General features: G+C 70.8%; 22 protein-coding genes. 18 read left to right on the top strand and 4 right to left on the bottom strand.

Annotated elements, in window-relative coordinates; all coding sequences use genetic code 11:
* The first annotated feature begins 91 nt into the window (after positions 1 to 91).
* The 7 genes from GPZ80_RS26970 to GPZ80_RS26940 all read left to right on the top strand — a co-directional run bounded on the left by GPZ80_RS26970 (position 92) and on the right by GPZ80_RS26940 (position 8,168).
* Positions 92 to 1,444: an NYN domain-containing protein gene (locus tag GPZ80_RS26970; RefSeq protein ID WP_187223895.1), complete on the top strand. Its 1,353-nt coding sequence runs from the start codon at positions 92 to 94 to the stop codon at positions 1,442 to 1,444.
* Positions 1,445 to 1,535: 91 nt separating this feature from the next.
* A complete protein-coding gene (locus GPZ80_RS26965; RefSeq protein WP_187223894.1) occupies positions 1,536 to 3,308 on the top strand; it encodes a D-alanyl-D-alanine carboxypeptidase family protein in 1,773 nt (590 codons plus the stop codon).
* Positions 3,309 to 3,462: 154 nt separating this feature from the next.
* Entirely contained in the window at positions 3,463 to 3,594 is a 132-nt protein-coding gene (locus tag GPZ80_RS26960; RefSeq protein ID WP_312880607.1) for a hypothetical protein, read from the top strand.
* A gap of 430 nt (positions 3,595 to 4,024) precedes the next feature.
* Positions 4,025 to 5,089 carry a C40 family peptidase gene (locus GPZ80_RS33870; protein WP_187223893.1) on the top strand — a complete coding sequence of 355 codons (1,065 nt, stop codon included), beginning with the start codon at positions 4,025 to 4,027 and terminating at the stop codon, positions 5,087 to 5,089.
* Between the two features lie 79 nt (positions 5,090 to 5,168).
* Complete coding sequence (locus tag GPZ80_RS26950) at positions 5,169 to 6,512, top strand: gluzincin family metallopeptidase (RefSeq protein WP_187223892.1); 1,344 nt, start codon at positions 5,169 to 5,171, stop codon at positions 6,510 to 6,512.
* Between the two features lie 20 nt (positions 6,513 to 6,532).
* Complete coding sequence (locus GPZ80_RS26945) at positions 6,533 to 7,693, top strand: glycosyltransferase family 4 protein (protein WP_187223891.1); 1,161 nt, start codon at positions 6,533 to 6,535, stop codon at positions 7,691 to 7,693.
* 10 nt (positions 7,694 to 7,703) lie between these two features.
* Positions 7,704 to 8,168: a GyrI-like domain-containing protein gene (locus GPZ80_RS26940; RefSeq protein ID WP_187223890.1), complete on the top strand. Its 465-nt coding sequence runs from the start codon at positions 7,704 to 7,706 to the stop codon at positions 8,166 to 8,168.
* A gap of 4 nt (positions 8,169 to 8,172) precedes the next feature.
* Here the strand turns inward: GPZ80_RS26940 and GPZ80_RS26935 are convergent, their stop codons facing one another.
* Entirely contained in the window at positions 8,173 to 9,969 is a 1,797-nt protein-coding gene (locus tag GPZ80_RS26935; RefSeq protein ID WP_187223889.1) for an AMP-dependent synthetase/ligase, read from the bottom strand.
* An 86-nt stretch (positions 9,970 to 10,055) separates the two neighbouring features.
* Between GPZ80_RS26935 and GPZ80_RS26930 the strand changes: the two genes are divergently transcribed.
* From GPZ80_RS26930 to GPZ80_RS26910, 6 genes are read left to right on the top strand one after another with little or no spacing between them, the layout of a single operon-like run.
* Positions 10,056 to 10,436 carry a polyketide cyclase / dehydrase and lipid transport gene (locus GPZ80_RS26930; protein WP_187223888.1) on the top strand — a complete coding sequence of 127 codons (381 nt, stop codon included), beginning with the start codon at positions 10,056 to 10,058 and terminating at the stop codon, positions 10,434 to 10,436.
* Positions 10,437 to 10,445: 9 nt separating this feature from the next.
* Positions 10,446 to 11,234, top strand: a complete 789-nt coding sequence (locus tag GPZ80_RS26925) for a metallophosphoesterase family protein (RefSeq protein ID WP_187223887.1) — start codon at positions 10,446 to 10,448, stop codon at positions 11,232 to 11,234.
* A 19-nt stretch (positions 11,235 to 11,253) separates the two neighbouring features.
* Positions 11,254 to 11,691 (top strand): SRPBCC family protein, encoded by a 438-nt coding sequence (locus tag GPZ80_RS26920; protein WP_187223886.1) that lies wholly within the window; start codon positions 11,254 to 11,256, stop codon positions 11,689 to 11,691.
* A gap of 13 nt (positions 11,692 to 11,704) precedes the next feature.
* On the top strand, positions 11,705 to 12,868 hold the full coding sequence (locus GPZ80_RS26915) for an ArsA family ATPase (protein ID WP_187223885.1): 1,164 nt from the start codon (positions 11,705 to 11,707) through the stop codon (positions 12,866 to 12,868).
* Positions 12,865 to 13,260 (top strand): hypothetical protein, encoded by a 396-nt coding sequence (locus GPZ80_RS32205; RefSeq protein ID WP_312880606.1) that lies wholly within the window; start codon positions 12,865 to 12,867, stop codon positions 13,258 to 13,260. The genes GPZ80_RS26915 and GPZ80_RS32205 overlap by 4 nt, the downstream gene beginning before the upstream one ends.
* Positions 13,257 to 14,189 (top strand): ROK family protein, encoded by a 933-nt coding sequence (locus tag GPZ80_RS26910; protein WP_312880604.1) that lies wholly within the window; start codon positions 13,257 to 13,259, stop codon positions 14,187 to 14,189. Before GPZ80_RS32205 ends, GPZ80_RS26910 begins: the two co-directional genes overlap by 4 nt.
* A gap of 97 nt (positions 14,190 to 14,286) precedes the next feature.
* Here GPZ80_RS26910 and GPZ80_RS26905 read toward each other — a convergent pair whose 3' ends face one another.
* Together GPZ80_RS26905 and GPZ80_RS26900 are read right to left on the bottom strand one after the other, a co-directional pair.
* Entirely contained in the window at positions 14,287 to 14,748 is a 462-nt protein-coding gene (locus GPZ80_RS26905; protein ID WP_187223883.1) for a hypothetical protein, read from the bottom strand.
* Complete coding sequence (locus GPZ80_RS26900; protein WP_187223882.1) at positions 14,745 to 15,506, bottom strand: alpha/beta hydrolase; 762 nt, start codon at positions 15,504 to 15,506, stop codon at positions 14,745 to 14,747. Before GPZ80_RS26900 ends, GPZ80_RS26905 begins: the two co-directional genes overlap by 4 nt.
* Before the next feature lie 227 nt (positions 15,507 to 15,733).
* Between GPZ80_RS26900 and GPZ80_RS26895 the strand changes: the two genes are divergently transcribed.
* From GPZ80_RS26895 to GPZ80_RS26885, 3 genes are all read left to right on the top strand, one after another.
* Positions 15,734 to 16,489 carry a lysophospholipid acyltransferase family protein gene (locus GPZ80_RS26895; RefSeq protein ID WP_187223881.1) on the top strand — a complete coding sequence of 252 codons (756 nt, stop codon included), beginning with the start codon at positions 15,734 to 15,736 and terminating at the stop codon, positions 16,487 to 16,489.
* 9 nt (positions 16,490 to 16,498) lie between these two features.
* Positions 16,499 to 17,002, top strand: a complete 504-nt coding sequence (locus tag GPZ80_RS26890; RefSeq protein ID WP_187223880.1) for a polyadenylate-specific 3'-exoribonuclease AS — start codon at positions 16,499 to 16,501, stop codon at positions 17,000 to 17,002.
* A 115-nt stretch (positions 17,003 to 17,117) separates the two neighbouring features.
* On the top strand, positions 17,118 to 18,143 hold the full coding sequence (locus GPZ80_RS26885; RefSeq protein WP_187223879.1) for a 6-phosphofructokinase: 1,026 nt from the start codon (positions 17,118 to 17,120) through the stop codon (positions 18,141 to 18,143).
* Between the two features lie 40 nt (positions 18,144 to 18,183).
* Here GPZ80_RS26885 and GPZ80_RS26880 read toward each other — a convergent pair whose 3' ends face one another.
* Positions 18,184 to 18,630: a CHRD domain-containing protein gene (locus GPZ80_RS26880; RefSeq protein ID WP_187223878.1), complete on the bottom strand. Its 447-nt coding sequence runs from the start codon at positions 18,628 to 18,630 to the stop codon at positions 18,184 to 18,186.
* 101 nt (positions 18,631 to 18,731) lie between these two features.
* Between GPZ80_RS26880 and GPZ80_RS26875 the strand changes: the two genes are divergently transcribed.
* Both GPZ80_RS26875 and GPZ80_RS26870 read left to right on the top strand, forming a co-directional pair.
* Positions 18,732 to 20,099 carry an amidase family protein gene (locus GPZ80_RS26875; protein WP_187223877.1) on the top strand — a complete coding sequence of 456 codons (1,368 nt, stop codon included), beginning with the start codon at positions 18,732 to 18,734 and terminating at the stop codon, positions 20,097 to 20,099.
* Positions 20,100 to 20,342: 243 nt separating this feature from the next.
* Positions 20,343 to 21,731, top strand: a complete 1,389-nt coding sequence (locus tag GPZ80_RS26870) for a class II 3-deoxy-7-phosphoheptulonate synthase (protein WP_187223876.1) — start codon at positions 20,343 to 20,345, stop codon at positions 21,729 to 21,731.
* Positions 21,732 to 21,783 lie beyond the last annotated feature (52 nt).

Genomic DNA, 21,783 nt, shown 5'->3' with positions numbered 1-21,783 from the left:
CCGAAGCTAGATCACACCACCGACACTTCCGTCAGTCCCACGGTAGAGGAGCCGTCACGTCACGGCAGGGCTCAGCCACTAGCCTTACGGAATGGCCACGCCGCCCCAGCCGGAAGACCCCGGCCCCGAACCGTCCACCGTGGACGGCACGGAAAACGCGGCCGTAGACTGGTCGACCCTGCCCGACGCGGTCAGGAACCGGCTCGCCGAGCTCGGCGCCGACGCGGTCGGGTCGCTGCCGCCGGTCGACATCCCGCAGATGGTGCGCCCGGTGGCCCGGTTCGCGCCCAGCAAGCGGGCCCGCCTCGGCGGCTCGGCCATCATCGCCGGTCTGCGTGACGTGGTGGGTTTCCGCACCGCCGTCGTGCAGTGGTGCCGGGAGAACAAGCCCGCCGCGCTCGACCTCGGGGGCAACGACCCGGTCAGCGTCGCCGCGGCCGCTGTGCTGCTCGGCGAGGAGTCGGCGGTGCACTACCTGGAGCTGGTCTCCAGGCGCGCCTCGGACACGTCGCTGCGGGCCGAGCGGGACACCGCCGTCGCCCGCCTGCAGAAGGTCGAGGCCGAACTCGCCCGCGTGCAGGCCCTGCTGGACGAGTCGGCGGGGGCGGTCGACCGGGTGCGCGCCGAAGCCGAGGCCGAGGTGGAGCGGCTGCGCAAACGCCTGCGCGACCAAGGTGTGAAGCTGCGCGAGGCCAAGGACACCGCAGAGACCGCCCAGGCCGCGGTCGACCGGGTGCGCGCCGAGTGCGCCGCCCAGGTCGCCGCGCTCACCGAGCAGCGCGACCGCGAACGCGACCGGGTCGAGACCGAGCGCGGCCGCGCCGAACGCGCCGAAGCCGACGCCGACATCGCCCGGCAGTCCGCCCGCGAGGCCCGCCAGGCCGACGAGGTGCGGCTGGCGCTGCTCGTCGACACCCTCGACGGCGCCGTCACCGGCCTGCGCCGCGAACTCGCCCTCGGCGGCGGCGGGCCCCGGCCCGCGGACCTTGTCCGGGGCGCCACGGCGGCGCAGGGCATGGTGGGCCGGGTCGAGGACCCGGCCGCACTCGACCGGCTGCTCGCGCTGCCATCGGTGCACCTTGTCGTCGACGGGTACAACGTCACCAAGACCGGCTACGCCGAACTGTCCCTGGCCGACCAGCGCGACCGCCTGGTCCGCCAACTCGCCTCCCTCGCCGCGCGCACGTCCGCGGAGGTCACCCTGGTGTTCGACGGTGCGGGAGTCGTGGCGGTCCCGGTCGCCGCTCCGCGCGGGGTCCGCGTCCTGTTCAGCGACCCGGGCGTGCTGGCCGACGACGTGATCAAGGCACTGGTCACCGCCGAACCCGAGGGCAGGCCGGTGGTGGTCGTCACGTCGGACCGCGCCGTGGCCGACGCCGTCCGTCGGCGGGGCGCCCACCCGGTGCCTTCCGCCGTCCTGCTCGCCCGGCTTGGGCGCATTTGATCACCCGATAGTGCCCGTGCCGTCACGTCACCGATACCTTCGCGTTAATACTGGTAAGTAGGAAACGTGACACCGAGGAGTTGGTACGCGGGTGCGTAGGTGGGGTTCGGTCAAGATTGCCGCCGCGCTGGCCTTGGTCGCCGCGCTGTTGGCCAACCCGCTCGCGGGCGCGCAGCCCACCGAGCCGCCGCAGATCGAGGCCGGTGTCGGGCCGGGCTCGCCGGTGCCGGACACCCGCCCGGGCGAGGCCTTCGCCGATCCCAAGGTCGCTGAGCTGCAGCGCACCGCCACCGACGTGCAGCGCGAGCTGTCCGAACTCTCGGACAAGATCCGCACCGCGGAGGACGAGCTGCGCCAGGCCACCAGCCAGGTCGAACGCGCGCGCGTGGAGCGGCAAGCCGCCGACAAGGTCGTGTCCGCCCAACAGGACGAGGTCGACGCCTACTCCGCCGCCCTCTACTCGGCGCTGGCGCAGCCCAGCGAGCTGCAGATGCTGCTCACCGCGGGCGGTCCGGAGGAGTTCCTGCAGGGCAGCAGCCTGATCGAGCGCGTGCGGATCGACCAGGACCAGCGGCTCGCCCAGGCCGTCGCCAGGCAGCGTGGAGCGCAGGACGCCGAGAACGCCGCGGTGGGCACCGAGCGGGCCGCCGCCGAGCGCAAGGCCGACCTGGACCGCCGCAACGGCGACGCCTCCAACCGGGCCGCGGCCGTGTCGTCCGAGCTGCGCGGCCAGGTCGAGGACACCAACGCCGCGGTGATCGCCCAGCAGACGGCGCAGCGCGAACGCAACCAGAAGACCGCGGCGGCGTGGAAGGCCTACACCGACAAGCTGGCGCTCGCGGGCATCGCCGCGCCCAAGGCGGCCGCCCTGCGCGACCCGGCGCAGCTGCCCGCCCGGCTGGAGCCGCTGCCCGGCTCGACCGGTGCGCCGCAGCCGGGCGTCGCCCGGGCCACGCTGCCGACGGGTGAGAAGCTGCTCGTCCTGCCCGCCGAGGTGATCGGCGCGGTGAACACCGCCGTGGGCGTGCTCGGCAAGCCCTTCGTGCCCGGCGCGGGCGGCGAGGGTCCCAACGCGTACTCGTGCGACGGACTGGTCCGGTCCGTGTTCGGGGTGGGCGGGCTGGCCCTGCCCGGTGCCGTGGCCGAGCAGATGAGTGTGCTGACGCCGGTGCCGACGCCGGACGCCCAGCCCGGCGATGTCGTGTTTCTGGGCCCGGCCCGGCTTGGTGTGCAGGGCGTGGGCATCGTGCTCGACCAACGCACCATGCTCACCGCCGACGGCAGGCTGGCAGGCGTCGTGGTGACGGACCTGCCCGGCGGAGACACCCTGCTCGGTGTCGCCCGGCCCGCGCTTGGGCAGCGCCAGCCCCAGCCGGTGCCGCAGGCCACCGACGGCGGTCTGCGCTGGCGCTGTGGGGGAGTGCAGCTCCCGCCACGCGGGCCTGGGGAGGCCCCGGGGGCTTGGGGCGGCTATCCCAACGGCCTCATCCCGCAGGCGGCGCTGTGCCTCATCGGCGTCGGGTCGCACTCGCTGCGCTGCGACGCGGCCGGGTCGTTCCGGGCGATGTCGGACGCGTTCGCCACTGTGTTCGGTCGCGCGATCTGCTTGACGGATTCCTATCGGACCTTCGCCGCCCAGGTGCGGCTCTATGGCGTGAAGCCCGCTCTGGCCGCGGTTCCCGGCACCAGCAACCACGGGTGGGGGCTGGCGGTGGACCTCTGCGGGGGAGCCCAGTCGTTCGGCACCCCGGAGTACGCCTGGCTCGCCCAGAACGCGGGCGTGTACGGATGGGCGAATCCGCCGTGGGCGCGTCCGGGTCGGGGCCGCGAGGAGCCCTGGCACTGGGAATACATCGGTTCTTGATCTATCGGGTTCGATCATTTCGAACACCTGAGCGAAATTGTCGGTGGCGTCTTCTAGTGTGTGAAACACGAGATCGTCGGCACCGGAAAGGACCCGAGTAATGATCATCGATTGCGATAGCTGCGAGGTCCGCGGGAACGCTTGTCAGGATTGTGTGATCAGTGTGCTCCTCGGCGCGCCGCCCAATGTCGATCTCGACAGCTCCGAGCGGCTCGCGATCGACGCCCTCGCGAGTGCAGGACTCGTACCCCGGCTGCGGCTGATTCCGGTGGAGAAAACGGCCTGATCCGGGTGATCGGTCCGGCCGATCGTGAATATTCGCCGAACGGTCGCTCCAGATCGCCGAACGGTTCCACGCCCGGGTGAACAGGGTGTTGTCGTTGTCACAGGGTGGAGTTGCCACTGCTCCGTTGGTGTGTGGGAAGGATTCCCGGCGCTTTTCCGGCGCACCTGGTAGACGAGGAGGCTCACGTTTCGTAACCTGTCCGAGATCTCGCGGCCAGCAGTCGCCCACCCCGAGGTGGCTACGCGAGATCGCCGCCGAAGTCAGCCTCGTCCGGCTGACCCGGATCCCCCACGGTGGGGTCGTCGATGATCGAGAAGTGAGCGACACGATCGCGAGCGGATCGGTCCGGCCGGAGGGTGCTCCCCAAAGCGCCCCCGGTGCCCGAGGACTACCCCGTCGGCGGTTTTGAGGACGAAGGAGTACGCGCGACGTGTCGTCGCATCGACTCAAGCGAGCTGTGCGTGGAGCCCTGAGTGTCACCGCGGTCATCTCGGTGATCGGTATGTCCCAAAGTCCCGCGTACGCGCAACCTGCCCAGCCCCCGCCGCCCCCGACCACCGCGTCGGAAGCGATCAAGCAGTACCAGGAGCTCAGCGCCAAGGCCGGAGACGTCAACGAGGATCTCCTGCAAGCGAAGGAAGACCTCAAGGTCAAGCAGGCCGAGTACGACAAGGCCACAGCCGACGTCGCCGCGGCCGCGGAGCTGGAGAAGCAGGCCGCCGCTCAGGAAGAGCAGTTCCGCGGCCAGGTCGACCAGCTGACCAGCGCGTCGTTCCAGGGCGCGCGCTTCAACAAGATCAGCGCGCTGCTGACCGGATCGTCCGCGGACGATTTCCTTGAGCGTGCTTCCGCGCTCACGGTCCTCGCCTCGGACAACCAGAACGCGCTGTCGAAGTACACCAACGCGGTGGCCACCGCGGCCCAGGCGCGCAAGCAGGCCGAGGACGGCCAGAACCGCGCTGGTGAGGCCAAGGCGGCGTCGGAGAAGCTGCTCGCCGACATCACCAAGGCGAAGGCCGATCTCGACACGCAGATCAAGCAGGTCGAGGAGGCCAAGAACCGCCTCTCGGCGGCGGAGCGCAAGACGCTGTTCGAACCGCCCGTCGACACCGGCGTCTACGTCGGCTCCGGCGACGCGGGCAAGGCCATGGAGGTCGCGCTCGCGCAGCGCGGCGACCCGTACGTCTGGGGCGCCGAAGGCCCGAACGCGTTCGACTGCTCCGGCCTGACGCTCTACGCCTACCGCGCCATCGGTATCAACCTGCCGCACTCCAGCCGGTCGCAGTACACCTATGGCAAAGCGGTCTCGAAGAGCGAACTCATCCCGGGCGACCTGCTGTTCTACGGCGGCAGCCCCAGCACGATCCACCACGTCGCCATGTACATCGGCAACGGCATGCTCGTGCACGCCTCCACCTCGGGTGTGCCGGTGAAGACCGCCCCGCTCTCCGGTGGCGGCAGCGACTACCTCGGTGCCAAGCGCATCGTCGGGTAGCCGTCAGCGAAGCATTTCCGAGTCGGGACCAGTGCCATTGGGTACTGGTCCCGACTCATTTCTCCCTTACGATCACCCAATGGCCATGAGGGCACGGGTGCGAGCTTGGCTGAGCGCCGTGGTCGCCACCACCGCGCTCGCCGGGATGGTGTTCATCGCCGTCCCCGCGTCCCAGGTGGCCCCGTCGCCCCCAGCGCCCAGCCAGGGACAGCCCCTGGGAGGGTTGGAGCCCGCGGGGCCCAAGGGCGGCGACACCGAACGCGTCGACGCGGTCAGGGCGCTCCTGGATCGGCGGGCCGAGGCCGTCGTACGCCGCGACGAGGCCGCGTTCCTCGCCGGTCTCGACCCACTGGCCGACCCGAACTTCCTCGAAAGCCAGCGCGCGCTGTTCGCCAACCTCGCCGGAGTCCCGTTCGACCACTGGTCCTACGTGCTGCACCCCGACGACAGCCTGGACCTGACCGCGCTCGACGACGATCGCACCGCCGAACTGTGGGCGCCCGCGGTGGATCTGCGGTACGCGCTCGGCGGGGTCGACCTGACCCCCACCAGCCGGGCCATGGGCTACCTGTTCGTCCACCGGGCGGGCACCTGGTACCTGCGGTCCGACACCGCGCTGAACGACCTGGGCAGGCGGTCGTGGCGCGGCCCGTGGGACTTCGGACCGTGTGTGGTGACCAAGACCGCGCATGGCCTGGTCCTGGCCCACCCGGGCAGCCAGCCGATGGTCGACCGGCTGGTCCGCGAGCTCGACCCCTCGGTGCAGGCGGTCAGCCGGGTGTGGGGCAGCGACTGGTCCAGACGAGTCGCCCTGTTCCTGCCGGACGGACCCGCCGAGATGCGGGCGCTGGTCGGGCCGGACTTCCCGGTGGAGTCCGTCGTCGCCGTGGCCATCGCCGACCGGGTGGACACCGCCGAGCGGACCGCCACCGGGCAGCGCGTCATCCTCAGCCCGATGGGGGCCCGGGCGCTGTCTGTGGCCTCGCTGCGGGTGGTCCTTCGGCACGAGATCACCCATGTCGCGGCCCGGTCGGTGACCGTCGACGGCTCCCCGATGTGGCTGCTCGAAGGCTTCTCCGACTACGTCGGCTACCGCGACACCGACATCGCCCTGGCCCAGGGCGCGCCTGACCTGGCCAAACAGGTTCGGGAGTCCGGCCCGCCGACCTCGCTGCCCGAGGACCGCGCGTTCCGCGGCAAGGACCGCGAACTCGACCTCGCCTACCAGCAGGCGTGGTCTATCAGCCGGTTCATCGCCGACCGCTTCGGTGAACCGCGCCTGGTCACGCTCTACCGCGAGTTGGGCGGGGCCGGGCCGCTGTCGGCAAGCGAGACCGACGACCTGCTGCGCCGGGTGATCGGCATGGACCGCGCGATCCTGCTCCGCGAGTGGCAGGCCTACCTGCGTGGGGCGCTGCGATAGCCGGGGAATAGGTTGGCCCGGTGCGTCGAACGCTTCTGGTGACCAACGACTTTCCGCCCCGCCCAGGCGGCATCCAGACCTATCTGCACTCGTTCGCCACCCGGCTCGGGCAGGACCTGGTCGTCTACGCGCCGTCGTGGGAGTCGGACTCGGGCACCCATGAGGAGTTCGACGCGAAGCAGCCGTTCACCGTCGTGCGCCACCCCGGCAAGCTGATGCTGCCCACCCCCGACGTCGCCCGCCGCGCCCGCGAGATCCTGCGCGCCGAGACCTGCGACTCGGTGTGGTTCGGCGCCGCCGCCCCGCTCGCCCTGCTCGCGCCGACGCTGCGCGCCGCGGGAGCCCGCCGGGTGGTCGCCAGCACCCACGGCCACGAGGTCGGCTGGTCGATGCTCCCGGGCGCCCGCCAGGCCGTCCGCCGGATCGGCGCGACCACCGACGTCGTCACCTACGTCAGCAAGTACACCCGGGCGCGGTTCGCCGCCGCCTTCGGCCGCTCGGCGGCACTGGAACTGCTGCCATCGGGTGTCGACACCGACCTCTACCGGCCCGACGCGGCCGCCCGCGCCGAGATCCGCGCCCGGTACGGGCTGGGCGATCGGCCGACCGTGGTGTGCGTGTCCCGGCTGATGCCGCGCAAAGGCCAGGACATGCTCATCCGCGCGCTGCCGGGCATCCGCGCACGGGTGCCCGACGCCGCGCTGCTGCTGGTCGGCGGCGGCCCGTACCGGCCTCGGCTGGAGTCACTGGCGCGGCAGACCGGGGTCGCCGAGCACGTGGTGCTCACCGGGTCCGTCCCGTGGGAGGAACTGCCCGCGCACTACGCCACGGGTGACGTGTTCGCCATGCCGTGCCGCACGCACGGCCGCGGCCTGGACGTCGAGGCCCTGGGGATCGTCTTCCTGGAGGCCGCCGCGACCGGTCTGCCGGTCGTGGTCGGCGACTCCGGCGGCGCCCCGGAGACCGTGCTGGACGGGGAGACCGGCCATGTGGTCGACGGTCGCGATGTCGCCGAACTGTCCGACCGCGTCGGTAGCCTCCTGGCCGACCCCGACAAGGCCGCCGCGATGGGCGCGGCAGGTCGGGAGTGGATGCGGCGGTCGTGGCAGTGGTCGGACCGGGCCGCCCGCCTGTCCACGCTGCTGGACGGTGAGACGACGTACCGGTTCGGCACGAACTGAGGGAGCGCGAATGGTCTTGGACCCGACGATCGAGGAACGTCCCGCTCAGCCGTACATGGGCGTACGTCGGTTGGTGACCATCGCGACGATGAACGAGATAGCCGACCGGATCCCGGAGGTCATCGGCGGCCTGGCCGAGCGTGGGGTCGCCATCGCGGGCGCGCCCTTCCTGCGGTACCTGCGGGTGGACCTGGCGGGCGAGATCGAAGTCGAGGCGGGCGTGCCCGTCGCCGCACCGATAGCGGGGTCCTGCGAGCTTCCCGCGGGCCGCTACGTGACGATCACCCACATCGGCCACCCGGACGGCCTGACCGATCTCACCGCCGCAGTGCTCGCCTGGGGCGACGAGCAGGGCCTGGACTGGGACGTCGAGGACGGTCTCTGGGGCGCGCGGGTCGAGCGCTTCCTGACCAACCCCGTGGAGCAGCCCGACCCGACCCGGTGGCACACCGAGTTGGCCGTCCGACTCTCCTGATCGGTCAGCCGTAGAGGGCGGCGATCTCCTCGGCGTAGGCCTTGGTGATCGCCTCGCGCCGCACCTTCATGCTGGGCGTGACCTCGCCCGCCGCCTCGGTGAAGTCGCGCGGCAGGATGACGAACTCGCGGATCGATTCCGCCTTCGACACCGCGCGGTTCGCCTCGTCCACCGCCGTCTGGATCTCCGCGCGCAGGTCGGGGTCGTCCACCAGGTCGGCGACGGCCACCTGCTTGCCGTGGCTCGCCGCCCACACCGAGACGAAGTCGGGGTCGAGGGTCACCAGCGCGCCCACGAACGGTTGCCGGTCACCGACCACCACGCACTGACTGACCAGCGGATGCCTGCGCACCCGGTCCTCCAGCACCGCGGGGGCGACGTTCTTGCCGCCCGCGGTCACGATGATGTCCTTCTTGCGGCCGGTGATCCGCAGGAATCCCTCGTCGTCGAGGGCGCCGAGGTCGCCGGTGCGCAGCCAGCCGTCGTCGAGGACCTCCGCGGTGGCGGCCGGGTTGCGCCAGTATCCGCGGAACACCATCTCGCCGGACAGCAGGATCTCGCCGTCGTCGGCGATGCGCACCGACGCGCCCGCGACCGGCTTGCCGACCGTGCCGACCCGGAACGCCTGCTCGGTGTTGACGCAGATGGCCGCCGACGTCTCGGTGAGTCCGTAGCCCTCGTACACGGGCACCCCGACGCCTCGGAAGAAGTGCGCGAGGTGATCGCCCAGCGGGGCGCTGCCCGAGATCGCGGCCACGCACCGGCCGCCCAACACCGCGCGCAGCCTGCTGTAGACGACCTTGCTCGCCGCCGCCCGACGCGCCTTCAGTGCCAGTGACGGACCCGGCCCGTCCAGGGCGGTGCTGTATTCGACCGCGAGTTCCTCCGCGAGGTCGAAGACCCGGCCGCGGCCCGCGGCGTGCGCCCGCTGCTTCGCGGAGTTGTAGACCTTCTCGAACACCCGCGGCACGGCGACGATGAACGACGGGCGGAACGTCGCGAGATCGGCGACCAGGTCGCGGACATCGGGCAGGTGGCCCAGCGTGGTGCGGGAGTACACGCAGCACAGCGCGATGGCGCGGGCGAACACGTGGGCCAGCGGCAGGAAGACCAGCATCGCGTTCGACGGCCGCATGAGCTGCGGGAACGCGGCGATGTCCGCGCGGATCTCGGCCAGGAGGTTGCGGTGGGTCAGCTCGACGCCCTTGGGCCTGCCGGTGGTGCCCGAGGTGTAGACCAGGGTCGCGGTGTCCGACGAGCGGACCGCGAGCCTGCGCTCGTGCGCGGCCTTGTCGCTGACGCCCGCGCCCGCGGCGGTGAGCTCGTCGACCGCCGCGTCGAGTTCCCCGCCCGGCTCGATCTGCCACACGTGCTCGACCTCGGCGAGCCGGTCGACGACCTGCTCCACGGTGTGCCGGTGGGCCTCGGTCTCCACCACGACCGCCCGCGCGCCGGAGTCGCCCAGGATCCACGCGATCTGCTCGGCCGAGGAGGTCTCGTACACGGGGACGGTCACGCAGCCCGCGGCCCAGATGGCGAAGTCGAGCAGCGTCCACTCGTACCGGGTCCGCGACAACAGCGCCACCCGGTCGCCCGCCCGCAGCCCTGACCCGATCAGGCCCTTGGCCACGGCCGCGACCTGCTGGGCGAACTCCGCGGTGGTGACGTCGATCCACGACCCGTCCACCCGCCGCCGGAACGCCACCGCGTCGGCGAAGCGCTCGGCGTTGGCCCACACCATGTCGGTGAGGCTTTCCTCGTCGGCCACTGCCCCGATGGCGGGCACGCTGTATTCGCGCACGTCGACCTCCCCGTGATCGCCCCCAAAATTAGTCCTACCGGCCTGTGCCGCGCGGGTCACCCCGGGTGACATGGAATGCTGCGGGAATGCCGCATGTCGACGTGGTGGACGAGACGTTCATCGTGGTGCCCCCGAAAATCGTGGCCGCCGCCTTCGCCGATCCCGGCGCGTGGCGTCGCTACTGGCCCGACCTCGACCTCGAGGTGTACGCCGATCGGGGCGACGAGGGCCTGCGCTGGACCGTGGGCGGTGCGCTGGTCGGGACCATGGAGGTCTGGCTCGAACCGGTGCTCGACGGCACGGTCGTGCACTACTTCCTGCGGGCGGACCTGCCCGAGGGCCGCCCGGTCAAGAACGTGCGCCGGGAGATGACCGCGCGCCAGCTCGCCGCGAAGTCGGTGGCGCTGGGGCTCAAGGCCGTCCTGGAGGACGGGCGAGCGCCGGGATGCGCGCCGGCGTCCGCGTAATGTAGACCCGTGCGGGTTCATGTTGTGTCCGACGTTCACGGCAACGCCGAGGCCTTGGCCCGGGCCGGACAAGGCGCCGACGCGCTCATCGTCCTCGGCGACCTGATCGACTTCGTCGACTACCACGACCACTCGCGCGGGATCCTCGGCATGGTGTTCGGCGCGGAGAAGGTCGCGGTGTTCGCCGGGCTGCGCCGCGAGCGGCTCACCGCCGAGGCCTCCGCGTACGCCCGCGAGCTGTGGTCGACCCTGCACGACGCCGCCGGGGTGGTCGAGGAAGCCGTCCGCACCCAGTACAAGGCGCTGTTCGCGGCGATGACCGTGCCCACCTACGCCACGCCCGGCAACGTCGACCTCCCGCACCTGTGGCCCGAGTTCGCCGGTGACGGCGTCGAGGTGCTCGACGGCGACGTCGCCGAGATGGGCGGGCTGCGGTTCGGCTTCGTCGGCGGCGCGTTGCTCCCACGCGGGGTGGCGCCCCGGCGCACCGGCCCGTTCGTGCCGTACCTACGCACGCCCGAGGAGTTCGACGAGGCGGTCGACCGACTGGTCGACGTCGACGTGCTGTGCAGCCACATCCCGCCGGACGTGCCCGAGCTGACCTACGACGTGATGGCGCGACGCGCCGAACTGGGATCCTCGGCGCTGATCGACCTGATCCACCGGCAGCGGCCTCGCTGGTCGGTGTTCGGCCACGTCCACCAGCCGCTCGCCGCCCGGATGCGGCTGGGGCGCACCGAGTGCGCCAACGTCGGACACTTCCAGCGGACCCGGTGGCCGTACGTCCTGAGCTGGTGACCGGGTAACCTGCGGAACTATGGCCGACGAGTCCACGCAGTCCATCGTCGTCGACGCCCCGGCGGACGCGATCATGGCGGTAATCGCAGATTTCGAGGCATATCCCGAGTGGGCGGGGGCGGTCAAACAGAGCGAAGTGCTCTCCCGTGACGCCGACGGCCGCGGGCAGGAAGTCACCTTCACCCTTGACGCCGGGGTGTTCAAGGACGTCTACACCCTGGCCTACACCTGGGCCGATGACGGCCTCGCGGTCGACTGGACGCTGGTCAAGGGACAGATGCAGCGCTCGCAGAAGGGCCGCTACGCGCTGCGCGAGGAGGGCGGCCGGACCACGGTCACCTACACCCTGTCCGTGCAGCTGATGGTGCCGATGATCGGCCTGTTCCGCCGCAAGGCCGAGAAAGTGATCATGGACACCGCGCTCAAGGAGCTCAAGCGCCGCGTCGAAGCGCTGTAGCGGAGGGCGACGCGTGCGGATTCTGCTCTTCACCGGCAAGGGCGGGGTGGGCAAGACGACCCTGGCCGCGGCGACGGCCGCCCGCATCGCCGCGTCCGGCCGCAAGGCACTGGTGGTGTCCACCGATCCCGCGCACTCGCTCGCCGACGCGTTCGGCACCGTCCTGGGCGCCGAGCCGTCCGAAGTGGACACTTCGCTCTACGCCGCGCACGTCGACGCCCGGTCGCTGGTCGACCGGTCGTGGCCGGAGCTGCGCGACCAGTTGCGCGGTGTCTTCGCGGGAGCGGGCCTCGACGAACTCGACGCCGAGGAGCTCACGGTCCTGCCCGGCGTGGACGAGTTGCTCGCGCTGTCCGAAGTGGCCAGGCTCGCCCAGAGCGGTCCATGGGAGGTGGTCGTCGTCGACTGCGGGCCCACCGCGGAAACGTTGCGGCTGCTGGCTTTGCCGGAAGCGATCGCCGGGTATCTGGACCGGGTGTTCGGTTCCGCGCGGGGAATGCTCGCGAGCGCGCCGCTGCGGTCCGCCGCCAAGTCGATCGCCACGCTGGCCACGCACCTGGCGGGTCTGCGTGACGTGCTGACGGATCCGGCGACGACCAGCGTGCGACTCGTGCTCACCCCGGAGCGGCTCGTCGTCGCCGAGACCCGCCGCACGCTCGCGGCGCTCGCCCTGCGCGGGGTGCATGTGGACGCGCTCATCGCCAACCGGCTGGTGCCCAAGGCCCGGCTGTGGCGGGGACCCGCGGCGAGCTGGCTGCGCACCCGCCGGTCCGAACAGGACGCCGTGCTGTCCGAATTGGACGCCTCGACCCCGCTGTCGGTGCACGTGGTCGAACACCGCGCGGCCGAACCGATCGGCGCGCGCGCGTTGATCGACCTCGCCGACGAGCTCTACGCGGGTATCGACCCGCTCGACGGTCTGCGCAGGCCGGGGGTGCCGCTGCTGTCGGTGCGGGCCGACGGCGACGACTACCTGCTCACGGTCGCCCTGCCGCTCCTGGACGGCTGCGACCTGGACCTGGTGCGGGTCGGTGACGATTTGGCGGTCACTGTGGACGGCGTGCGCAGGCTTGTGGCGCTGCCGCTTATGCTTCGGCGCTACACCGTTATCGACGCCGAGGCCGACGGCGCCGGTCTGGTGCTGCGCTTCGCGCCCGGCCAGGAGGAGCGCCCGTGACGCAGACGACCACACAGGACCCGGGGTCACGGCTGGCCGACGAACTACGCCTGCTGATGGCCGCGGTCGCCGAGCGCGCGGGCCCATGGCTCGACCGGGTCGCGGTCAGCACCCACGACGAACACGAGCCGGTGTCGCCCGCCGACTCCTGTCAGTGGTGCCCGGTGTGCGCGCTGATCGCCCTGCTGCGCGGCGAGCCGTCGGAGCTGGCGACCCGCGGACTCGACCGCGTCGCCGACCTCGTCGCCCTCCTGCGCGCTGTGCTGGCCGACCGGTGGGAGCCGGAGGCCGAGCCGCACATGCCGGGGTTCCGCCCGGAGCCCACACCCCCGTCGTCGTCGGCGCGCGTGCAGCGGATCGTGGTTCGGCGCAAGGGGATGACCCCGGAGTGACGGCCATCGGTGTCGACGTCGGCGGCACCAGCGTCCGGGCGGGTGTGGTGGACGCCCACGGCTCGGTGCTCGACACGGCCCGCGGCTCGACGCCGAGCGGCGAGGCCGAGTTGGAGGACGTGATCTGCTCCACCATCGAGACCCTCCGGCGCGAGCACGAGGTGAGCGCCGTGGGGCTCGCGGTGGCGGGTTTCATCGGCAACGACCGCCGCTCGGTGATGTTCGCGCCGCACCTGGCTTGGCGCGCGGCACCGGTCGCAGATCGCATTGCTTCGCGTATCGGGCTGCCGGTTGTCCTGGAGCACGACGCCAACGCCGCCGCTCTGGCCGAGTACCACTTCGGCGCTCTTCGCGGGGCGCGCGTCGGGCTGCTGATCGCGATCGGCACGGGCATCGGCGGTGCTTTGTTGATCGACGGGAAGCTGTTCCGGGGAGCGCACGGGGTGGCGCCTGAGCTCGGGCACCTGCGGTTGATGCCGGGTGGGCGGCCGTGCCCGTGTGGGAAGTCCGGGTGCTGGGAGCGGTACTGCAGTGGGACGGCGCTGAGCGCGACCGCTGTGGATCTCCTGTCCCGGCATCCTTCGTCGACGCTGGTGCGGGAAGCGGCTCGGGACTCTCGGGCGTTGACCGGGCGGAAGGTGGCCGCCGCGGCTCGTGAGGGCGATCCGGTGGCGTTGCTGGCGATGGCTGATCTCGCGAAGTGGTTGGGGGAGGGGTTGGCGTTGGTGGCTGACGTATACGACCCCGAGCTGATTGTGATCGCGGGCGGGGTTTCGGAGTCCGGGCCGTTGTTTCTGGATGACGCTCGGGATCGTTATCGGGCTGTTGTGACTGGTGCGGGGCATCGGCCGTTGGCTCGATTGCGGATCGGGCATCTTGGGGATGACGCCGGCTTGGTGGGGGCCGCGCTCGCCTGCGGGCTCGGTTGATCGGGGCTGGTGCACGGCGCGCGCGGCCGGATGTTTGCCGTGCGCTTGGGTTGTCTGGTGCGGCTATGGGAGGTGGGGGCTTTGGCTTTGCCTGGGCCTAAACCTGCGCCCCGTCGTCTTCGTCAAAATCGGGTGGAGTCTTGCGTACCCGCATGAGCAAAAACCCGATCCCGCCCGCGAGTGAGATCAACGCGATAGGTGTGGCGATTCGCGGATCCAGACCGATGATGTTGGGCAGTACCAGCAGTACCACGCCGATCACCAGCAAAACGATGGCGATGATTGTCAGCGGGCGCAGTTTCGGCAAGGGGGGTGGTTCCGGTGGTTCGTAACCGCCAGGGTCGTCGTCGCCTGCCCAGTCGAAGTCGGTTTCGTGGCCGCGCCAGGCCGATGCGGTGGCCGGGGGCGGTGGCGCCGGTGGGAGTTCCGGTTCCTCCTGGACCGTGTCCGCTCGCCGCTGTTCGACGTCGCGGCCGATTCCTTCGCGTTCGAGGTCGGCGATGATCTCGGCGAAGGCCGCGTCCACGTCTTCTGGGCCGTCGCCCGGGCGGTTGATCACACTCGCTCACCTGCGCTTACCCGGCGGACGAACTCGACGCTGGAGTCGAAGATCAGTGGGGCGTCGTGGTCGAGGGTGGCGACGTGGAAGCTGTTCTCCAGGACCACCTCGGTGGCATCCGTGCTGGACACGCCGCGCAGGATCTCGTGGGAGTTTTCCGGCTCCACCACGTGGTCGACCGCCGAGTGCAGCACCAGCAGCGGCTGGGCGACCTTGGCCAGGTCCTGCCGCACGAGCGCCCAGAACTTGGTCAGGCTCGCCATCGCGCGCAGCGGCGTTCGCGGGTAGGCGTACTCGCTGACTCCCGCCAGGGCGATGTCGTCGCTGATCGGGGGCACCGACGGGACGATCTTGGACAGCATCCCGACGAACCGGATCTCCTTGCGCAAGGTCATGATCGACGGGTTGACCAGCACCACCCCGGCGATCGCGTCCCCGTGCTCCTCCGCGAGCCGCAGGCACAGGGCCCCGCCCATGGACAGGCCGAAGACGAAGACCTGGTCGCAGCGTTCGCGCAGTTCGGCGAAGGAGTCCGACACCGTGGCGTACCAGTCGGGCCAGCCGGTGCGGTTCATGTCCTGCCAGCGCGTGCCGTGGCCGGGCAGCAGCGGCACCCGGACGCTGTAGCCCTGGGCGACCAGGTGGTCGGCCCACGGGCGCATGCTGAACGGCGAGCCGGTGAAACCGTGGCTGAGCAGCACACCGATCTCGGTGGACCCATCGTGCGCGTAGGCCTGCGCGCCTTCGATAGCGGGCACCCCGCTCCTCCTATGATCAGCTCGGTGAGCCTGGGATGTGGCCATAGTCGCACGAACTGGCGCTTCGGTGACCGGATCCGTGCCCGTGGTTTCGTCGTTGTGTACTCGGATGACTTGGGTGTCTCGCCTCGGTGCGTTCGTGTTACCGCTTGGCCGTAGCGTTGTGCCGGCCACCGGGGGTTCGTAGGCTCGGGTGGGAATCAGGGGAGAACGGGAGCGCTGGTCGCGTGGTGTACTGGTTGGTCAAGTGGGTCTTCCTGGGACCTTTGCTGCGACTGTTCTTCCGTCCCAAGATCGAAGGCGCGGAGAACATTCCCGCCGAGGGCGGCGCGATCTTGGCGAGCAACCACCTCGCGGTATCGGATTCGTTCTTCCTCCCGCTGAAGGTCTCCCGCCGGATCACGTTCCCAGCCAAGATCGAATACTTCACCGCGCCCGGGATCAAGGGCAAGCTCAAGAAGCTGTTCTTCACCGGTGTGGGTCAGATCCCGATCGACCGCTCCGGCGGGTCCGCCGCCCAGGCCGCGATCGCCACCGGCGTGCGGCTACTGCGCGAGGGCCACCTCATGGGCATCTACCCGGAGGGCACCCGCTCGCCCGACGGCAGGCTCTACAAGGGCAAGACCGGCATCGCCCGGATCGCGCTGCAGGCAGGCGTGCCGGTCATCCCGGTCGCGATGTTCGGCACGGACAAGGCGAACCCGATCGGCTCGAAGATGTGGCGGCCGTACCCGATCCGGATCAGGGTCGGCAAGCCGCTCGACTTCTCCCGCTACGAGGGACTCGAAGGCGACCGGTTCGTCGAGCGGTCCATCGCCGACGAGATCATGTACGCCCTGATGGAGCTCTCCGGCCAGGAGTACGTCGACGTGTACGCGGCGAAGGCCAAGGAGCTGCAGGCCGCCCACGAGGCCGGGACCGTCACCGACGTTCCGACCCAGCTCAAGCGCGACGCCCGAATCCCGGAGACCGAGGCCAGCTAGGCTTCTGCGGTGAAATTCTTTTATGACACCGAATTCATCGAGGACGGGAAGACCATCGACCTGGTGTCGATCGGTGTCGTCGACGAGAACGGCCGCGAGTTCTACGCCGTCTCCACCGAGTTCGACCCGAACAAGGCGGGCCAGTGGGTCCGCGACAACGTCCTCGACAAGCTGCCCTCGCCCGCGGACAAGGCGTGGTGTGACCGCGCGACCATCCGCAAGCGGCTGCTCGAATTCCTGACCACGCCCAAGACGCGCGACAAGATCGAGCTCTGGGCCTGGTTCGGTGCCTACGACCACGTCGTCCTCGGCCAGCTCTGGGGCGCCATGCCCGCGCTGCCGCGGGAGATCCCCCGATTCACCCGGGAACTGCGGCAGCGCTGGGAGGACGTCGGCAAGCCCTACCTGCCCACCCCGCCCAACGACGCGCACGACGCTCTCGCCGACGCCCGCCACAACCTGGTGCGCTGGAAGATCATCGAAGCCGAGTGGCAGAAGATGATCGCCCACTGACGCGTTGTCCACACCCTGAGCACCCCTGCTTGCTACACCGATTCAGTAGCCGGCAGGCTGGGCACCGAGGTGGTGACGGCGGTCACTGCTCCCGAAGCCCAGGAAGGTCGAAGACATGCGCGTCGGCGTGCTCACCGGTGGTGGTGACTGTCCAGGTCTCAACGCGGTCATCCGGGCCGTGGTGCGAAAAGGCATCGAAGGTCACGGCTGGGAGATCGTCGGCTTCCGCAATGGCTGGCAAGGGCCGCTCGAAGGGCTCACCAAGCCGATCGGCCTCGCCGAGGTCGAGGACATCCTGACCCGCGGCGGCACCATCCTCGGCTCCTCGCGCACCAACCCGTACAAGGTCGACGGCGGTCCGGAGAAGATCCGCCAGACCCTGTCCGAGCTCAAGGTCGACGCGCTGATCGCCATCGGCGGCGAGGACACCCTCGGCGTCGCCAAGCGGCTGACCGACGACGGCATCGGCGTCGTGGGCGTGCCGAAGACGATCGACAACGACCTGGGCGCCACCGACTACACCTTCGGCTTCGACACCGCGGTGCACATCGCGACCGAGTCGATCGACCGCCTGCGCACCACCGCGGAGTCCCACCACCGCGCCCTCGTCGTGGAGGTCATGGGCAGGCACGCGGGCTGGATCGCCCTGCACTCCGGGCTGGCGGGCGGCGCGAACGTCATCCTCGTGCCGGAACGCCCGTTCAGCGTCGACAAGGTCATCGAGTGGGTGCAGCGCCGCTTCGAGCGCCAGTTCGCCCCGATCATCGTCGTGGCGGAGGGCGCCCTTCCCGAGGGCGGCGCGGAACTGCTCGCCAGCGGCGAGAAGGACGCCTTCGGCCATGTCCGACTCGGCGGCGTCGGCACCTGGCTGGCCGAGGAGATCGCGGCGAAGACCGGCAAGGAGTCGCGAGCGGTCGTCCTCGGCCACACCCAGCGCGGCGGCACGCCCACGGCTTACGACCGAGTCCTCGCCACCCGCTTCGGCCTGCACGCCGTGGACGCGGTAGCCGACGGCGACTTCGGCGTGATGGTCGCCTTGCGCGGCACCGACATCGTCCGCGTCAAGCTCGCGGAGGCGACAGCCGAACTCAAGACGGTGCCGTTGGAGCGCTACGCGGAGGCGGAGATCTTCTTCGGCTGAGTCCGGCTCGGTGGGCAGGCCGAACAACCGCGGGGCTCGGCTACTTGAGCTGGCCGCGGATCTCGCCGCCGGGGTAGTTAGAGGTGTGCACGTTGACGTAGTAGGCCCGTGGGTCGGCGGCGATGCCTGCCAGCTCAGCCGGGGTCAGCGCGCCGCCCTCGACGGCGGTGACGCACGCGGCGACGGTGCTGGTCGCGGCAGGCGGGGTGATCAGGCCGACGACCACCGGGCCCGCCACGTCGCGGTCGCCGATGTGGATGTGGGCCGCGAAGGGGCTCATGGTCAGTTTCCGCACTTCGAGCGTGTAGCAGAGCTCGCTGCCGTCGATCTCGTAGGTGAAGAACCCGCTGCCGCCGCTGACCACCGTCCCGGTTTCCTGTTCCGGGTTCAGCGGGATCGCGGGCGCCGCCGCCGCGACACCCGCCGTCAGCGTGAACGCGGCCGCGGCGGTGGTGATCAAGGCGAGCGCTCTGGTCGATCTGGCCATGTCGTCTCCTCAGGTTCGGATCCCCTTAAGACAACGCGTGCGGCCGGTCCGGGGTTCAACGACCGGACCACGAAGCCCTACCCGCGGGTATGGTGCCCGCCATGGAAGATCTGCTCTGGGCCGGAGCCCACGCGCAGGCACGGGCACTGAGCGCGGGGCAGGTCACCGCGCCGGAACTGCTCGAAGCAGTGTTGCGCCGGGCCGAGACGGTGAACCCCACGGTGAACGCGTTCCGCGTGCTCTACGCCGACGCGGCGCGAACGGCCGCCCTGGACGCGCAGCGCAGACTCGACGCGGGGGAGCGCACACCGCTGCTCGGCGTCCCCGTCGCCATCAAGGACGACTCCGACGTCGCCTGCGGGCTGACCACCAAGGGCGGTCGCCCGCAGTCACCGCCCGCCGAGCAGGACAGCGCCGTCGTCGCGAAGCTGCGCGCGGCGGGCGCGGTGGTCGTCGGCCACACGCTCACCCCCGAGCAGTGCCTCTGGCCGTTCACCGAGTCCCTGGCCTATGGCGCCACCCGCAATCCGTGGAACCTCGACTACACCCCCGGCGGCTCGTCCGGCGGCTCGGCGTCGGCCATCGCCGCGGGCATCGTGGGCGTGGCCACCGGCTCCGACGGCGGCGGCTCGATCCGCATGCCCGCCGCCGCCACGGGCATCTTCGGCGTCAAGACCTCCCGGGGCCTCGTCGACGTGGCTCCGTGGGCAGGCACCTGGAGCGGCCTGTCGGTGATCGGCCCGCTCGGCCGCACGGTCGCCGACACCGCCGCCATGCTCGACGTGATCGCCGAGGACGGCGGCACCTACGGCGACGCGGTCACCTCCGACCCCGGCACCCTGCGCATCGCCCTGTCGTGGCGCACACCGCTCGGCGCGACCCCGATGAACCCGCGCTGGAAGCGGGCCGTCGTCGACACCGCCGACCGGCTGCGCGACCTCGGCCACCGGGTCACCGTCGCCGACCCCGCGCTCGGCACCGGCCCGTCCACCCAGTTCCTGATCCGCTACCTGCGCGGTGTCGCCCAAGACGTCGCCAGGCTGCCGAACCCGAAGTGGCTGGAGCCGCGCACCCGCAAGGTCGCCGCCCTCGGCAGGCGCATCCCCGACAGCACCCTGCGCTGGGCGCACGCGGGGGAGGCGCCCCTGCGGCGGGTGATGGAGGAGTTCTTCACCCGTTTCGACGTGATCCTGCAGCCCTCGTGGACCCGCAGGCCCACCCGGATCGGGCAGTTCCACGGCAGCGGGCTGTCCGCGACGTACGCGGGCGTGACGCACCGCATCCCGTACTTCCCGACTTGGAACGTCCTGGGCAACCCGGTCGCCGCCCTCCCGGTCGGCCGCGACGAGACGGGCATGCCGATCGGCGTCCAGCTGATCGGGTCGGACCGCGCGGAGCGCCTGCTCCTGTCGCTCGCGGGCCAATACGAGCGGGCTCACCCGTGGGTCGACCGCAGGCCGGACCTCTGACGCGGCTGCTCGTCACCACCCGTGCGCAAACAGGCAACGATCTTGTCCATGCCCCCGGTGTGTCCGAGGCGGACTGGGTGCCCGGAAGATCAGGGTTCGGGCGTGAAAACCGGCGTCCACCAGCGGAAATGTCCTTACTGGGCGCACCTCGAAGGGTGAATCGGTCAAGTCGACACCGGTCCACGTGATGGGACCCGGTGTCCCGCTGTGCGGTCGCCAAGTCCGACCTCCTACTCTTGACACGTGAACTGGACCGTGGACGTGCCAGTGGACACGCTTCCCGAGCTGCCCCCGCTGCCTCCGACGCTGCGTAACCGACTCGACGACGCCCTTGCGCGGCCCGCCGCGCAACAGCCCGAGTGGCCCGACGCCGACCAGGTGCGCCAGGTGCGCACCCTGTTGGAGTCGGTGCCCCCGATCACCGTGCCCGCCGAGATCGACCGGCTCAGCCGCCGGCTCGCCGAGGTGGCCAACGGCGAGGCCTTCCTGCTGCAGGGCGGCGACTGCGCCGAAACCTTCGTCGACAACACCGAGCCGCACATCCGCGGCAACATCCGCACGCTGCTGCAGATGGCGGTCGTCCTGACCTACGGCGCGAGCATGCCGGTGGTCAAGGTCGGCCGCATCGCCGGGCAGTACGCCAAGCCGCGGTCGAACAAGACCGACGCGCTGGGCTTGGCGGTCTACCGGGGTGACATCGTCAACTCCCTGGTCGCCACGCCCGAGGCCCGCGTGCCGGACCCGTCGCGGATGATCCGCGCCTACGCCAACGCGGGCGCGGCGATGAACCTGCTGCGCGCCCTCACCGGTGCGGGCATGGCCGACCTGACCAAGGTCCACGACTGGAACCGCGACTTCGTGCGCACCTCACCCGCGGGTGAGCGCTACGAGGCCCTGGCCACCGAGATCGACCGCGGCCTTCGCTTCATGCAGGCGTGTGGTGTCGAGGACAGCTCGTTGCACACCGTCGAGGTGTTCGCCAGCCACGAGGCGCTGCTGCTCGACTACGAGCGCGCACTGCTGCGGCTGGACTCGTCCGGCCCGGAGCCCAAGCTCTACGACCTGTCGGCGCACTTCCTGTGGATCGGGGAGCGCACCCGGCAGTTGGACGGCGCCCACATCGCGTTCGCGGAGCTGCTGTCGAACCCGATCGGCCTCAAGATCGGCCCGACGACCTCCCCGGAACAGGCCGTCGAGTACGTCGAGCGGCTCGACCCGCGCAACGAGCCCGGCAGGCTGACCCTCATCAGCCGCATGGGCAACGGCAAGGTTCGCGAGGTCCTGCCCGCGATCGTGGAGAAGGTCGAAGCCTCGGGCCACAAGGTCATCTGGCAGTGCGACCCGATGCACGGCAACACCCACGAGTCGTCGACGGGCTACAAGACCCGCCACTTCGACCGGATCGTCGATGAGGTCCAGGGGTTCTTCGAGGTCCACCGCAGGCTGGGAACCCACCCGGGCGGCATCCACGTGGAACTCACGGGCGAGGACGTCACCGAGTGCCTCGGCGGCGCCCAGGAAATCTCCGACGCCGACCTGCACGGCCGCTACGAGACGGCTTGCGACCCGCGTCTGAACACCCAGCAGTCTTTGGAACTGGCCTTCCTGGTCGCGGAGATGCTGCGCTCGTAATCACCAAGACAAAGTGCCCTTCCTGGAGCGGAAACTACTCCAGGAGGGGCGC

It is taken from the genome of Actinokineospora xionganensis (genome assembly GCF_014323725.1).
Taxonomy (GTDB): Bacteria; Actinomycetota; Actinomycetes; order Mycobacteriales; family Pseudonocardiaceae; genus Actinokineospora; species Actinokineospora xionganensis.
This window is presented reverse-complemented; position numbering and strand designations above follow the sequence as displayed.